At 60.7% G+C, this 13,671-nt stretch carries 13 protein-coding genes; 10 read left to right on the top strand and 3 right to left on the bottom strand.

Annotation, left to right across the window (positions count from 1 at the left end; all coding sequences use genetic code 11):
- Nucleotides 1-648: 648 nt before the first annotated feature.
- Entirely contained in the window at nucleotides 649-1,002 is a 354-nt protein-coding gene (gene uraH / locus AC3B5Q_RS07870; RefSeq protein ID WP_021783016.1) for a hydroxyisourate hydrolase, read from the bottom strand.
- Nucleotides 1,003-1,401: 399 nt separating this feature from the next.
- On the opposite strand from uraH, the gene puuE reads away from it, so the two are divergent.
- The 7 genes from puuE (at nucleotide 1,402) to AC3B5Q_RS07835 (ending at nucleotide 8,367) form a co-directional block, all read left to right on the top strand.
- Complete coding sequence (puuE, locus tag AC3B5Q_RS07865) at nucleotides 1,402-2,328, top strand: allantoinase PuuE (RefSeq protein ID WP_021783015.1); 927 nt, start codon at nucleotides 1,402-1,404, stop codon at nucleotides 2,326-2,328.
- Nucleotides 2,328-2,843 (top strand): 2-oxo-4-hydroxy-4-carboxy-5-ureidoimidazoline decarboxylase, encoded by a 516-nt coding sequence (gene uraD / locus AC3B5Q_RS07860; protein ID WP_021783014.1) that lies wholly within the window; start codon nucleotides 2,328-2,330, stop codon nucleotides 2,841-2,843. The genes puuE and uraD overlap by 1 nt, the downstream gene beginning before the upstream one ends.
- 49 nt (nucleotides 2,844-2,892) lie before the next feature.
- The gene (locus AC3B5Q_RS07855; protein WP_003254333.1) at nucleotides 2,893-3,396 is read left to right on the top strand and encodes an ureidoglycolate lyase; all 504 of its coding nucleotides are present in this window, start codon (nucleotides 2,893-2,895) and stop codon (nucleotides 3,394-3,396) included.
- A 44-nt stretch (nucleotides 3,397-3,440) separates the two neighbouring features.
- Nucleotides 3,441-4,766, top strand: a complete 1,326-nt coding sequence (locus tag AC3B5Q_RS07850; RefSeq protein ID WP_021783013.1) for a urate hydroxylase PuuD — start codon at nucleotides 3,441-3,443, stop codon at nucleotides 4,764-4,766.
- Nucleotides 4,767-4,950: 184 nt separating this feature from the next.
- Nucleotides 4,951-6,306 carry a nucleobase:cation symporter-2 family protein gene (locus AC3B5Q_RS07845; RefSeq protein ID WP_021783012.1) on the top strand — a complete coding sequence of 452 codons (1,356 nt, stop codon included), beginning with the start codon at nucleotides 4,951-4,953 and terminating at the stop codon, nucleotides 6,304-6,306.
- Nucleotides 6,307-6,445: 139 nt separating this feature from the next.
- Complete coding sequence (locus AC3B5Q_RS07840; protein ID WP_021783011.1) at nucleotides 6,446-7,231, top strand: outer membrane protein OmpK; 786 nt, start codon at nucleotides 6,446-6,448, stop codon at nucleotides 7,229-7,231.
- Between the two features lie 353 nt (nucleotides 7,232-7,584).
- The gene (locus AC3B5Q_RS07835; RefSeq protein ID WP_021783010.1) at nucleotides 7,585-8,367 is read left to right on the top strand and encodes an outer membrane protein OmpK; all 783 of its coding nucleotides are present in this window, start codon (nucleotides 7,585-7,587) and stop codon (nucleotides 8,365-8,367) included.
- 139 nt (nucleotides 8,368-8,506) lie between these two features.
- Here AC3B5Q_RS07835 and AC3B5Q_RS07830 read toward each other — a convergent pair whose 3' ends face one another.
- Nucleotides 8,507-9,421 (bottom strand): DUF808 domain-containing protein, encoded by a 915-nt coding sequence (locus AC3B5Q_RS07830; RefSeq protein WP_103462237.1) that lies wholly within the window; start codon nucleotides 9,419-9,421, stop codon nucleotides 8,507-8,509.
- Nucleotides 9,422-9,552: 131 nt separating this feature from the next.
- Here AC3B5Q_RS07830 and AC3B5Q_RS07825 point away from each other — a divergent pair, with 131 nt between their 5' ends.
- Nucleotides 9,553-10,164 (top strand): TetR/AcrR family transcriptional regulator, encoded by a 612-nt coding sequence (locus AC3B5Q_RS07825; RefSeq protein WP_021783008.1) that lies wholly within the window; start codon nucleotides 9,553-9,555, stop codon nucleotides 10,162-10,164.
- A gap of 122 nt (nucleotides 10,165-10,286) precedes the next feature.
- Here the strand turns inward: AC3B5Q_RS07825 and AC3B5Q_RS07820 are convergent, their stop codons facing one another.
- Nucleotides 10,287-10,727, bottom strand: coding sequence for a GlcG/HbpS family heme-binding protein (locus tag AC3B5Q_RS07820; protein WP_010955037.1), 441 nt, complete (start codon nucleotides 10,725-10,727; stop codon nucleotides 10,287-10,289).
- A 257-nt stretch (nucleotides 10,728-10,984) separates the two neighbouring features.
- Here AC3B5Q_RS07820 and gcl point away from each other — a divergent pair, with 257 nt between their 5' ends.
- Together gcl and hyi are read left to right on the top strand one after the other, a co-directional pair.
- Entirely contained in the window at nucleotides 10,985-12,760 is a 1,776-nt protein-coding gene (gene gcl / locus AC3B5Q_RS07815; RefSeq protein ID WP_010955038.1) for a glyoxylate carboligase, read from the top strand.
- A gap of 54 nt (nucleotides 12,761-12,814) precedes the next feature.
- Nucleotides 12,815-13,597 carry a hydroxypyruvate isomerase gene (hyi, locus tag AC3B5Q_RS07810; RefSeq protein WP_021783006.1) on the top strand — a complete coding sequence of 261 codons (783 nt, stop codon included), beginning with the start codon at nucleotides 12,815-12,817 and terminating at the stop codon, nucleotides 13,595-13,597.
- Nucleotides 13,598-13,671 lie beyond the last annotated feature (74 nt).

Raw genomic sequence — 13,671 nt, 5'->3', positions numbered from 1 at the left:
GTTACTGGCCAGAAACAAACGTAGGAGCGAGCGCAGCTCGCGATGCGCCGCGCGGGCGGCGCTCGATTTCTGCCACCCCCTGAAACCCACGGCAAACACACCCGGCCATTGCGCAACGTCATGCCGGGCGGTGTGGCCTTGAACGTATGGCGGTAGAGGTACGTCGCCTGAGAGATCGAGCGCCGCCTGTATGGCGGTAGAGGTGCGTCGCCTGTGAGACCGAGCGCCGCCCGCGCGGCGCATCGCGAGCTGCGCTCGCTCCTACGTTTGTTTCGGGCCAATCATTCCTGTGGGATTTGCGCGCGAACGCCTTGGCGCATGGCTCGATATCGCGCCGTACAAACAAGGCGGTCGCGCGCGCCTGCCACAGGCGTTACTGGCCAGAAACAAACGTAGGAGCGAGCGCAGCTCGCGATGCGCCGCGCGGGCGGCGCTCGATTTCTGCCACCCCCTGAAACCCACGGCAAACACACCCGGCCATTACGCAACGTCATGCCGGGCGGTGTGGCCTTGAACGTATGGCGGTAGAGGTACGTCGCCTGGGAGATCGAGCGCCGCCACATCACACACCACTTTCCTGCAGACGAAAAAAAGCCCGCCAGTGTGAGAGCGGGCCAAAGGACCTACGAAGATTCTTCTAGCGACCAACTAGCTTCCACGATAGGTCGAATAGCTGTACGGCGAAATCAGCAGCGGCACATGGTAGTGCTCCTGCGACTCGTCGATGCCAAAACGCAGCACAACAACATCCAGAAACGCCTGGGCCGGCAGTTGCACGCCACGGGCGCGGTAGTAATCACCAGCGCTGAACTGCAGCTGGTAAACACCCGTACGGTAATCTTCCCCCTGCAACAGCGGCGCGTCGACGCGGCCATCGCTGTTGGTCAGGGCGGTGTTCACCAGCTCCAGCTGCTGGCCTTCGACGCGATACAGCTCGACCTTGATCGAGCTACCCGGGCAGCCATGCGCGGCATCCAGTACGTGTGTGGTCAAACGTCCCATTGCGTGTCGCCTCTTGTTCAATCTGTGGGCAAAAAATACTCAGCCATCGCACCAGCATAGCGCCTGCGGCAGGCGGGAATGACGTTATTAAGACATTCCGCCTCAAGATTGTACACAATTTTTTATCCCCCTCCGTCACAGCCTCCATTTGCTGCCCATAAACGACCCATCGGTCGCAAATACACGCACCATAACGATGCCAACTTCATTAGCTGACCAAACAGGCAGGTTTCTTGCACTGTATTTCCAGGTCGCTGTCAGGCGACAAAAGGGAAGAAATGCGGAAAAACAGGCTTACAAAAGATTTCAGAAGTTGTATACAATCAGCCCATCCGGTGGTGCGACATACCGACGCGGCCCGCCCACCCCCCGCACTAACGCACAAGAAGGAAGACTGCAGTGAGCGCTGATTACCCTCGCGACCTGATCGGTTACGGCAACAACCCTCCTCACCCGCAATGGCCGGGTAACGCCCGCATTGCGCTGTCTTTCGTCCTCAATTACGAAGAAGGTGGCGAGCGCAACATCCTGCACGGTGACAAGGAATCCGAAGCCTTCCTGTCCGAGATGGTCGCTGCCCAGCCACTGCAGGGCCAGCGCAACATGAGCATGGAGTCGCTGTATGAATACGGCAGCCGTGCCGGTGTGTGGCGCCTGCTGAAGCTGTTCAAGGACAGCGGCGTGCCACTCACCATCTTCGCCGTGGCCATGGCCGCCCAGCGCCACCCCGACGTGATCCGCGCCATGGTCGAAGCCGGCCACGAGATCTGCAGCCACGGCTACCGCTGGATCGACTACCAGAACATGGATGAGGCCCAGGAGCGCGAGCACATGCTCGAAGCCATCCGTATCCTCACCGAACTCACTGGCGAGCGCCCGCTGGGCTGGTACACCGGCCGTACCGGCCCGAACACCCGCCGCCTGGTGATGGAGGAAGGTGGCTTCCTCTATGACAGCGACACCTACGACGACGACCTGCCCTACTGGGAGCCAAACAACCCCACTGGCAAGCCGCACCTGGTGATCCCCTACACCCTGGACACCAACGACATGCGCTTCACCCAGGTACAGGGCTTCAACTGCGGCGAGCAGTTCTTCCAGTACCTGAAAGACGCCTTTGATGTGCTGTACGCCGAAGGCGCCGAAGCACCGAAAATGCTTTCCATCGGCCTGCACTGCCGCCTGGTCGGCCGCCCGGCACGCCTGGCAGCACTCAAGCGCTTCGTCGATTACGCAAAAAGTCATGACCAGGTCTGGTTCGCCCGTCGCGTGGATATCGCCCGCCACTGGCACACCACCCACCCGTACAAGAAAGAGAACGCCTGATGACCGCCTTCAATACCCTCAAACCATCCGCCCTGGACCGTGACGCCTTCGTCAAGGCCTTCGCCGATATCTACGAGCACTCGCCGTGGGTTGCCGAAAAAGCCTATGACCTGGGCCAACTGGGCGAGCTGGACGAGATCGAGGCACTGCACCAGCGCATGAGCGACATCCTGCTCAGCGCCAACCACGCCGACCAGCTGGCGCTGATCAACGCTCACCCGGACCTGGCCGGCAAGGCAGCCATCCAGGGCGAGCTGACAGAATCGAGCACCAACGAACAGGCCGGCGCCGGCATTCACCAGTGCACCGCCGAGGAGTTCGCCCGCTTCACCGAGCTGAACGATGCCTACAAAGCCAAGTTCCAGTTCCCGTTCATCATGGCGGTGAAAGGCAGCAACCGGCACCAGATTCTCGCCGCCTTTGAAAAGCGCATCCACAACGATGCCGATGCCGAATTCAAGGAAGCCCTGACGCAGATCAACCAGATCGCCCTGTTCCGCCTGCTGCAGCTGTAAGCAACAGCCGAACCTTATTCAGAAAACGAACAATAGAAGAGATAACCGCATGCGCACCCTGATGATCGAGCCCTTGACCAAAGAAGCCTTCGCCCAGTTCGGAGACGTGATCGAAACCGACGGCAGCGACCACTTCATGATCAACAACGGCTCGACCATGCGCTTTCACAAGCTCGCCACGGTCGAAACCGCCGAGCCTGAAGACAAGGCGATCATCAGCATCTTCCGCGCCGACGCGCAGGACATGCCGCTGACCGTGCGCATGCTGGAACGCCATCCGCTGGGCAGCCAGGCTTTCATCCCGCTGCTCGGCAACCCCTTTCTGATCGTGGTCGCGCCCGTTGGCGATGCACCTGTATCAGGCTTGGTCCGAGCCTTCCGCAGTAATGGCAGGCAGGGCGTTAATTACCATCGCGGCGTCTGGCACCACCCGGTGCTGACGATCGAAAAGCGGGATGATTTCCTGGTGGTTGATCGCAGTGGTTCTGGCAACAACTGCGATGAGCATTACTTCACCGAGGAACAGATGCTGATCCTCAATCCCCACCAATAAGAAAAGGTCAGTCATCTTCTCGGTGACTGGCAGAGGTACATACTGTGGAAGCACACCTTCACGAATGGCTGAACCTGAGCATTCGCTGGGTTCACATGATCACCGGCGTCGCCTGGATCGGTGCATCGTTCTACTTCGTCTGGCTGGAGAACCACCTGAACCGAAGCAACCCGCGCGATGGGTTGTCGGGTGATCTCTGGGCGATTCACGGCGGTGGTATCTACCACCTGGAGAAATACAAGCTCGCCCCACCGAAAATGCCCGAGAACCTGCATTGGTTCAAATGGGAAGCCTACTTCACCTGGATGTCCGGTATCGCCCTGCTGTGCGTGGTGTTCTACTGGAACCCCGCCCTGTACCTGCTGGCGCCTGGCAGCACCCTGAGCGGTGCCGAAGGTGTGGCCATCGGTATCGGTTCGCTGATCGCTGGCTGGTTCATCTACGACTTCCTGTGCGACTCGCCCCTGGGCAAGAAGCCAGCACTGCTCGGTGGTGTGCTGTTCGTGCTGATCATCGCAGCCTGCTGGGGCTTCAGCCTGGTGTTCAGCGGCCGTGGTGCATACCTGCACACCGGCGCGATCATCGGCACCATCATGGTCGGTAACGTGTTCCGCATCATCATGCCGGCCCAACGCCAGCTGGTGGCGGCGATCGAGAACAACCAGACGCCCGACCCGGTACTGCCGGCCAAGGGCCTGCTGCGCTCGCGTCACAACAACTACTTCACCCTGCCGGTGCTGTTCATCATGATCAGCAACCATTTCCCGAGCACCTACGGTAGCCAGTACAACTGGCTGATCCTGGCCGGTATCGCAGTAGCCGCGGTTCTGATCCGCCACTACTTCAACACCCGCCACGACAGCAACAAGTACGCCTGGACCCTGCCCGTCGGCGCCCTGGCGATGATCTGCCTGGCCTACGTTACCGGCCCGAAACCGATGGCCGTAAGCCCTGAACAAGCAGCAGCGAAGATCGAGTACCAACCGCTGCCGGCAACTGCCGTAGGCGGCAAGACCGCTGCCGAGCAGCGGGCCGAGGACGCTGCAAAGGCTGCCGAAGCACCCGCCGCACCAGCACAAGCTCCCGCCCAGGCCGCTGCCCAGGCCGGTGGCGACTTCGACAAGATCCACAATGTCATCCAGGAACGCTGCACAGTGTGCCACTCGTCCAAGCCGACCAGCCCACTGTTCAGCGCCGCTCCTGCCGGCGTGATGTTCGACACTCCGCAGCAGATCCAGGCCCAGGCCGCGCGCATTCAGGCGCAAGCGGTTGCCAGCCAGATCATGCCGCTGGGCAACATCACCCAGATGACCACCGAAGAGCGCAAGCTCGTCGGCGACTGGATCGCCAAAGGCGCCCAGGTCAACTGACAGCACCTCGCCAGGCAACCCGCCCTCAGGGAATCACCATTCCCTGTAGGAGCGGGCTTGCCCGCGAAGAGGCCGGTAGCCCCGGCCTCAGGCTTCATGTGTAACGCAACAAGCAAGCATCGAGCGCGCAGGCATGAGGCCTGCCGCTTGGATCCGAGAATAAAAACAAAACTCGAGGTGCTGCATGTCCGAGTCACGCAAGGCGTATATCCCCATTGCGCCGCCGCGAGAACCCTTGCCCCTGTTCCAACTGTTCCTGGTTGGCCTGCAACACGTTCTGCTGATGTACGGTGGCGCGATCGCCGTGCCGTTGATCATCGGCCAGGCCGCCGGGTTGTCCCGTGAAGAAGTCGCTTTCCTGATCAACGCCGACCTGCTTGTCGCTGGCGTCGCTACCATCATCCAGTCGTTCGGTATCGGCCCGGTGGGCATCCGCATGCCGGTGATGATGGGTGCCAGTTTCGCCGCCGTCGGCAGCATGGTGGCCATGGCCGGCATGCCCGGCGTGGGCCTGCAGGGGATCTTCGGTGCGACCATCGCTGCCGGGTTCTTCGGCATGCTGATCGCGCCGTTCATGTCTAAGGTTGTCCGCTTCTTCCCACCGTTGGTCACTGGTACGGTGATCACCTCGATTGGCCTGTCGCTGTTCCCGGTGGCAGTCAACTGGGCCGGTGGCGGCCAGGACGCTCAAACGTTCGGCTCGCCGATCTACCTGCTGGTGGCCGGCCTGGTACTGGCCGTGATCCTGCTGATCAACCGCTTCATGCGCGGTTTCTGGGTCAATGTGTCGGTACTGGTGGGCATGGGCCTTGGCTACATCCTGGCCGGCTCCATCGGCATGGTCGACCTGTCGGGCCTGAATGAAGCACCGTGGTTGCAGGTGGTCACCCCGCTGCACTTCGGCATGCCGACCTTCAGCCTGGCGCCGATCCTGTCCATGTGCCTGGTAGTGGTGATCATCTTCGTCGAGTCCACCGGCATGTTCCTGGCCTTGGGCAAGGTGACTGATCGTGAAGTAACCCCTGGCATGCTGCGTCGCGGCCTGCTGTGCGATGCCGGTGCATCGTTCATTGCAGGCTTCTTCAACACCTTCACCCACTCCTCGTTCGCCCAGAACATCGGCCTGGTGCAAATGACCGGGGTGCGCTGCCGCTATGTCACCATCGTGGCCGGTGCACTGCTGATCCTGCTCAGCCTGCTGCCCAAGGCGGCCTTCCTGATTGCCTCGATCCCGCCTGCGGTACTGGGCGGCGCGTCCATCGCCATGTTCGGCATGGTCACTGCCACCGGGATCAAGATTCTTCAGGAGGCGGACATCGGCGACCGCCGCAACCAGCTGCTGGTTGCCGTGAGCGTCGGCTTCGGGTTGATCCCCGTGGTGCGTCCGGAGTTCTTTGCCCAGATGCCACAGTGGATGGAACCCATCACCCACAGCGGTATCGCCATGGCCACGGTCAGTGCCCTGGTGTTGAACGTACTGTTCAACATCCTTGGCGGTGCCGACCGCGCAATGCACAACGACGTCTGTCACCAGCATTGAGCCAAGGGGGGCGGTGCATTGCCGCCCCTTATTCACCTCTGCAGTAACCGCTACGCCGTCGACCCGCCGGAATGGGTCGCCCGGGGCGCCTGCGCGCCAAAAAAACGCCAACAAAAACAATAAGTCCGGGAATCACAACATGAAGCGCATCACCACGTCCCTGTTATTGGGCAGCAGCCTGCTGGCCACCCTACCCTCGCACGCAGGCGAATGGCTGCAGTGGCACGGCGAAAGCCTGACCTACCTGTACGGCAAGGACTTCAAGGTCAACCCTGATATCCAGCAGACCATCACCTTCGAGCACGCCAACAAATGGAAGTACGGCGACACCTTCATGTTCGTCGACAAAATCTTCTACAACGGCAAGGCCGACCCCGGCAAAGGTGTGACCACCTACTACGGCGAGTTCAGCCCACGCCTGTCATTGGGCAAGATCTTCGACCGCAAGCTTGCCTTCGGTCCGATCAAGGATGTGCTGCTGGCCATGACCTACGAGCGCGGTGAAGGCGACAACGAGGCCTACCTGATCGGCCCCGGCTTCGACTTGAACATCCCCGGCTTCAACTATTTCACCCTCAATTTCTACGTGCGTAACACCGAAGGCAGCCGCCCCGGTGACAACGTCTGGCAAATTACCCCCGGCTGGTCGTACACCATCCCCGTGGGGCGGTCAGACATTCTGATCGACGGTTACATGGACTGGGTTACCGACAACGACCAGACCCGCCGTGGCACCTATCACGCCAACCTGCACTTCAACCCGCAGGTCAAATACGACCTGGGCAAGGCGCTGAACCTGGGCGCCAAGCAGCTCTACGTCGGCTTTGAATACAGCTACTGGAAAGACAAGTACGGCATTGACAGCCGCGGCAACCTGGAAAGTAACCAGAGCGTCGCCAGCGCGCTGGTCAAGGTCCACTTCTGATAAGCTGACCAAACGCACAGGTTTGATCCACTCTGCTCCAGGACGGAGCACTTGAGGCGCGGCGCGCAAGCCAGTAATCTGCGCGCCCCCTCGATCAGGGCAGAACGGATTCTGCCTGCGTTTACTGACCGCTCAGTCAATGAATTCGGGCGGTTGGCCAACGTGTTGCCAGCCTGAAAGACCCTTTTCATCCGTTCAGAACGAAGTCGAGCAGGAAGGTTTTGCCAACCCGGAAAAGTTGGCCCAACCCTTGCCAAACAGCTGTGGCCTATCGAAAAAAGCTGACTCAAAAGACAAAAAAAGCGCCGACACCGAGCGCTGACAACAGATCAATCAAGGGAGCGACACTCGCAATGCGTACTATCAAGAGCCTGATCCTCGCCGGCGGCCTGCTGGCCTGCGGCACCACCTTCGGCGGCGACCTGCTGCAATGGCAGAACAACAGCCTGACCTACCTGTGGGGCAAGAACTTCAAGGTCAACCCCGAGACCCAGCAAACATTCACCTTCGAGCACGCCGACGCGTGGAAGTACGGCGATAACTTCTTCTTCGTCGACAAGATCTTCTACCAAGGCAAGAAGGACGCCAGCAACGGCCCCAACACCTACTATGGCGAGTTCAGCCCACGCCTGTCGTTCGGCAAGATCTTCGATCAGAAACTGGAATTCGGCCCGGTCAAGGACGTGCTGCTGGCGATGACCTACGAGTTTGGCGAGGGTGACACCGAGTCTTACCTGATCGGCCCGGGCTTCGACCTGGCCATTCCGGGCTTCGACTACTTCCAGCTGAACTTCTACAACCGCACCACCGACGGCAGCCGCGCTGGCGACAACGTGTGGCAGATCACCCCGGTGTGGTCGTACACCATTCCGGTCGGCGATTCCGACGTGCTGATCGACGGCTTCATGGACTGGGTGGTGGACAACGACGAGAACCGCCGCGGCACCTACCAGGCCAACCTGCACTTCAACCCGCAGATCAAGTACGACCTGGGCAAAGCGCTGCACCTGGGCGAAAAGCAGCTGTATGTGGGTGTGGAGTACGACTACTGGAAGAACAAGTACGGCATCAAGGACAGCGATGCTTTCACTACCGACCAGAACACCATGAGCTTCCTGGTCAAGGTTCACTTCTGACCTGAGTTACCGGGGCCGCTTTGCGGCCCATTCGCGGGTAAACCCGCTCCTACAGGGGACGCGCCGGGTGCAAGGCAAACGCGGTACCTGGTAGGAGCGGGTTCACCCGCGAACCGGGGCAAAGCCCCGGCCAGGCGCCTCAATTGGCAGGTCTGAGCGCCCGCCACAACTTCCCCGCAGCACTGACCACCGCCAGCACCATGGCACCGGCCACAACCCCGACCCCAGCGTTGAGCAACGCCCCGGTAAGCGCCCCGCCACGCCCTTCGCTGAACGCCTCGATGGCATGATGCAGCGGCTCGATGCCATGCACCAGGATCCCACCGCCTACCAGGAACATCGCCGCAGTACCAATCACCGACAGGCTTTTCATCATGTACGGCGCCGCCCGCAGGATGCCGTTACCCACTGCCTGAGTCAGCCTGGAGGTTTTGCGGGCCATCCACAGCCCAAGGTCATCAAGCTTGACGATCCCGCCTACCAACCCATACACACCAATGGTCATCACCACCGCAATGCCCGACAGCACGATGATCTGCTGGGTCAGCGGCGAGTCAGCCACGATCCCCAAGGTAATGGCGATGATTTCCGCCGACAGAATGAAGTCGGTACGCACCGCCCCCTTGATCTTGGCTTTTTCAAAAGCCACCAGATCAACGCTGGCATCGGCAACGGCCTCCTTGCGCGCCGTGTGCTGTGCCTCATCCTCTTCCTTGCTGTGCAAAAACTTGTGCGCCAGCTTCTCGAAACCCTCGAAGCACAGGTACGCACCGCCCAGCATCAGCAGTGGCGTTACTGCCCACGGGATGAAGGCGCTGATCAGCAGGGCCGCCGGCACCAGAATGGCCTTGTTCAGCAGCGAGCCTTTGGCCACCGCCCACACCACCGGCAACTCGCGATCGGCGCGCACGCCGGTGACCTGCTGAGCATTCAGTGCCAGGTCGTCACCCAGCACACCCGCAGTCTTTTTCGCCGCGACTTTGGTCATTAGCGAGACGTCATCCAGCAGCGTGGCGATGTCGTCGATCAGTACCAGTAGACTGCTTCCTGCCATGTTTGCCTGTTTCCAGTGAAATGAATGTGCCGGAGTCTAGCCGAAAGTCGCTGCCTTGAGCGCCCGTCGAACCCGGTGCTACCATGCCCGATCACCTTAGAGGTGGCCAGACACGAGGAAGATCCCTGACCATGAGCACCATTCGCGAGCGCAACAAGGAATTGATCCTGCGCGCGGCCAGCGAGGAATTCGCCGACAAGGGCTTCGCCGCCACCAAGACCAGCGATATCGCGGCCAAGGCCGGCCTGCCCAAGCCGAACGTGTATTACTACTTCAAGTCCAAGGACAACCTTTACCGCGAGGTCCTGGAAAGCATCATCGCGCCGATCATGCAGGCATCCACGCCGTTCAATGCAGACGGCGACCCGAAGGAAGTGCTGAGTTCGTACATTCGTTCGAAGATTCGCATTTCGCGTGACCTGCCCCATGCGTCCAAGGTGTTCGCCAGCGAGATCATGCATGGCGCGCCGCACCTGTCAGCGAACCAGGTAGAGCAGTTGAACGAGCAGGCCCGACACAACATCGAGTGCATCCAGCGCTGGATCGACCGCGGTCAGATCGCCCATGTGGACGCGCACCACCTGATGTTCAGCATCTGGGCGGCGACCCAGACCTATGCGGACTTCGACTGGCAGATTTCTGCGGTGACCGGCAAGGCCAAGCTGGCCGACAGTGATTATGACGCGGCAGCCGAAACCATCATTCGTATGGTCTTGAAAGGTTGTGAGCCTGAGGCAGCCTGAACCATCCCGAAGGGCCATTCGCGGGCAAGCCCGCTCCCACAGGATCACCACATGCCTGAAGGTAGTGGGGTCACTGTGGGAGCGGGCTCGTCCGCGAATGGGCCAGAACAGGCAATAGAGATTTAGGCCGCTACCCCGGCATCTGCCCGCAACCCCACCTCCTCGATCGCACTGATCGCACACTGCTCGTCGATATCCGAGGTATCGCCGCTGATCCCCACGGCACCCAGCACCTTGCCGTCCTGATCACGAATCAGCACCCCACCTGGCGCCGGCACCACCGGCCGCTCACCCATGCCGTTCAGCGCAGCAAAAAAAGCCGGCCGCTGCTGCGCATCCAGCGCCAGCAAGCGCGACCCCTTGCCCAGGGCAATCGCGCCCCAGGCTTTGCCAGTGGCCACCTCAGGACGAATCAGGCTGGCGCCATCCTCACGCTGCAGCGCCAGCAGGTGCCCGCCGGCATCCAGCACCGCCACGGTCAGTGGCGCGGCATTGATCTTGCGGCCCGCCACCAGCGCGGCATTCACCAGGCTGACAGCGACTTTCAGGTTCAGAACGTTCATGGAAAGGTCCTCTTCTTGTTGTGAGAAGCCCTGAGGGCAGTTGAAAACCGATCGAACAAATAGAACACAACGAGAGATATTTTTGTATACAATATTTTGAAACGATCGTATGCGATGGCGCAAACCCTCGTTTTCGCGGGCGCTCTGACGAAAGCCAGCTTAGTCGATGAAAACCCATTGACCTGAGCCGCCAGGCGTGAATACACTCTGTCGCAAAGCAAGTTGTATACAATTACAAAATCGATGAGGCACAAACCATGAGCAAAATGAGAGCAATCGATGCAGCCGTTCTGGTCATGCGCCGTGAAGGTGTAGATACCGCGTTCGGCATCCCGGGGGCTGCCATCAACCCGTTGTATTCGGCCCTGAAGAAAGTCGGTGGCATCGATCACGTCCTCGCTCGTCACGTCGAAGGTGCCTCGCACATGGCCGAGGGCTACACCCGCGCCAACCCGGGCAACATCGGTGTGTGCATCGGCACGTCCGGCCCTGCCGGCACCGACATGGTCACCGGCCTGTACAGTGCCTCGGCCGACTCCATCCCGATTCTGTGCATCACTGGCCAGGCGCCACGTGCCCGCCTGCACAAGGAAGACTTCCAGGCTGTCGACATCACCAACATCGTCAAGCCGGTGACCAAGTGGGCGACCACCGTTCTGGAGCCAGGCCAGGTGCCTTACGCCTTCCAGAAGGCCTTCTACGAAATGCGTACCGGCCGCCCAGGCCCGGTGCTGATCGACCTGCCGTTCGACGTGCAGATGGCCGAAATCGAATTCGACATCGACGCCTACGAACCGCTGCCCGTGCACAAGCCGTCCGCCACTCGCGTACAGGCCGAAAAAGCCCTGGCCCTGCTCAATGACGCCGAGCGCCCACTGCTGGTAGCCGGTGGCGGCATCATCAACGCCGACGCCAGCGACAAGCTGGTCGAATTCGCCGAACTGACCGGCGTACCGGTAATCCCGACCCTGATGGGCTGGGGCACCATCCCGGACGACCACGCACAGATGGTTGGTATGGTCGGCCTGCAGACCTCGCACCGCTATGGCAACGCAACCCTGCTGAAGTCCGATCTGGTATTCGGTATCGGTAACCGCTGGGCCAACCGCCACACCGGTTCCGTCGATGTCTACACCGAAGGCCGCAAGTTCGTACACGTCGACATCGAACCGACCCAGATCGGCCGCGTGTTTACCCCGGACCTGGGCATTGTTTCCGATGCTGGCAAGGCACTGGACGTGTTCCTGGAAGTGGCCCGCGAGTGGAAAGCCGCCGGTAAGCTCAAGTGCCGCAAGGCCTGGCTGGAAGAGTGCCAGGAGCGCAAGTCGAGCCTGCAGCGCAAGACCCACTTCGACAACGTGCCGGTCAAGCCGCAGCGCGTCTACGAAGAAATGAACCAGGTATTTGGCAAGGACACCTGCTACGTCAGCACCATCGGTCTGTCGCAGATTGCCGGCGCACAGTTCCTGCATGTGTACAAGCCTCGCCACTGGATCAACTGCGGCCAGGCCGGCCCGCTGGGCTGGACCATCCCTGCCGCGCTGGGCGTGGTCAAAGCCGATCCCAAGCGCAAGGTTGTCGCGCTGTCGGGTGACTACGACTTCCAGTTCATGATCGAAGAACTGGCGGTAGGTGCGCAGTTCAACCTGCCGTACGTCCACGTACTGGTGAACAACGCCTACCTGGGCCTGATCCGCCAGGCGCAGCGTGGCTTCGACATGGATTACTGTGTACAACTGGCGTTCGAGAACATCAACTCGACCGACGCTGCCACCTACGGTGTCGATCACGTCGCTGTGGTCGAAGGCCTAGGTTGCAAGGCCATCCGTGTGTTCGAGCCAGCAGAAATCGCCCCTGCCCTGATCAAGGCACAGAAGATGGCCGAAGAGTTCCGCGTGCCGGTGGTGGTTGAAGTGATTCTCGAGCGTGTGACCAACATTTCCATGGGCACCGAGATCAACGCGGTCAACGAGTTCGAAGACCTGGCCCTGGTCGGCAACGACGCGCCAACCGCCATCTCGCTGCTGGACTGATCGCCTGACGCCCCCAGGCACGCCCTGGGGGCCTTCATCGCAAGGAGACAACTCATGCCTCGCTTCGCTGCCAACCTGTCCATGCTGTTCACCGAACAGGACTTCCTGGCCCGCTTCAAGGCTGCCGCCGACGCTGGTTTCAGCGGCGTCGAATACCTCTTCCCCTATGACTTCAGCGCGGCTGAAATCAAGCAGCAGCTGGAGGCCAACGGCCTGACCCAGGTGCTGTTCAACCTGCCGGCCGGCGACTGGGCCAAAGGTGAGCGCGGCATCACCTGCCACCCCGACCGCATCGAAGAATTCCGCGCCGGTGTCGACAAGGCCATCGAATACGCCAAGGTCCTGGGCAACACCCAGGTCAACGCCCTGGCCGGTATTCGCCCACAAGGCCCGGACTGCGCCACCGTGCGCAAGACCTTTGTCGAGAACCTGCGCTACGCCGCTGACAAACTCAAGGCCGCCGGCATTCGCCTGGTCATGGAAATGATCAACACCCGCGATATCCCCGGTTTCTACCTGAACACCACCCAACAGGCGCTGGAAATCCAGGCCGAGGTGGGCAGCGACAACCTGTTCCTGCAGTACGACATCTACCACATGCAGATCATGGAAGGTGACCTGGCTCGCACCATGGAAGCCAACCTGAAAGTGATCAACCACATCCAGCTGGCGGACAACCCAGGCCGCAACGAACCAGGTACCGGCGAGATCAACTACCGCTTCCTGTTCGAACACCTGGACCGCATTGGCTACCAGGGCTGGGTGGGCGCGGAGTACAAGCCCAAGACCACTACCGAAGCGGGCCTGGGCTGGCTGAAAACCCATAACGCAATCTGAGGCTGATCGAGGTCCTGTGACACATGCCTGACCCTGTAGGAGCGGGTTTACCCGCGAATGCGACGTTGGCTTCA

It is taken from the genome of Pseudomonas sp. D5(2026), assembly GCF_057766845.1.
This window is presented reverse-complemented; position numbering and strand designations above follow the sequence as displayed.

What these genes read in the sequence shown, in the direction of transcription:
- AC3B5Q_RS07835 (WP_021783010.1), top strand. Translation starts at nt 7,585, where the DNA reads ATGCGTACTATCAAGAGCCTGATCCTCGCCGGCGGCCTGCTGGCCTGC.
- hyi (WP_021783006.1), top strand. Translation starts at nt 12,815, where the DNA reads ATGCCTCGCTTCGCTGCCAACCTGTCCATGCTGTTCACCGAACAGGAC.
- AC3B5Q_RS07845 (WP_021783012.1), top strand. Translation starts at nt 4,951, where the DNA reads ATGTCCGAGTCACGCAAGGCGTATATCCCCATTGCGCCGCCGCGAGAA.
- gcl (WP_010955038.1), top strand. Translation starts at nt 10,985, where the DNA reads ATGAGCAAAATGAGAGCAATCGATGCAGCCGTTCTGGTCATGCGCCGT.
- AC3B5Q_RS07830 (WP_103462237.1), bottom strand. Translation starts at nt 9,421, where the DNA reads ATGGCAGGAAGCAGTCTACTGGTACTGATCGACGACATCGCCACGCTG.
- AC3B5Q_RS07840 (WP_021783011.1), top strand. Translation starts at nt 6,446, where the DNA reads ATGAAGCGCATCACCACGTCCCTGTTATTGGGCAGCAGCCTGCTGGCC.
- AC3B5Q_RS07820 (WP_010955037.1), bottom strand. Translation starts at nt 10,727, where the DNA reads ATGAACGTTCTGAACCTGAAAGTCGCTGTCAGCCTGGTGAATGCCGCG.
- uraD (WP_021783014.1), top strand. Translation starts at nt 2,328, where the DNA reads ATGACCGCCTTCAATACCCTCAAACCATCCGCCCTGGACCGTGACGCC.
- AC3B5Q_RS07825 (WP_021783008.1), top strand. Translation starts at nt 9,553, where the DNA reads ATGAGCACCATTCGCGAGCGCAACAAGGAATTGATCCTGCGCGCGGCC.
- uraH (WP_021783016.1), bottom strand. Translation starts at nt 1,002, where the DNA reads ATGGGACGTTTGACCACACACGTACTGGATGCCGCGCATGGCTGCCCG.
- AC3B5Q_RS07855 (WP_003254333.1), top strand. Translation starts at nt 2,893, where the DNA reads ATGCGCACCCTGATGATCGAGCCCTTGACCAAAGAAGCCTTCGCCCAG.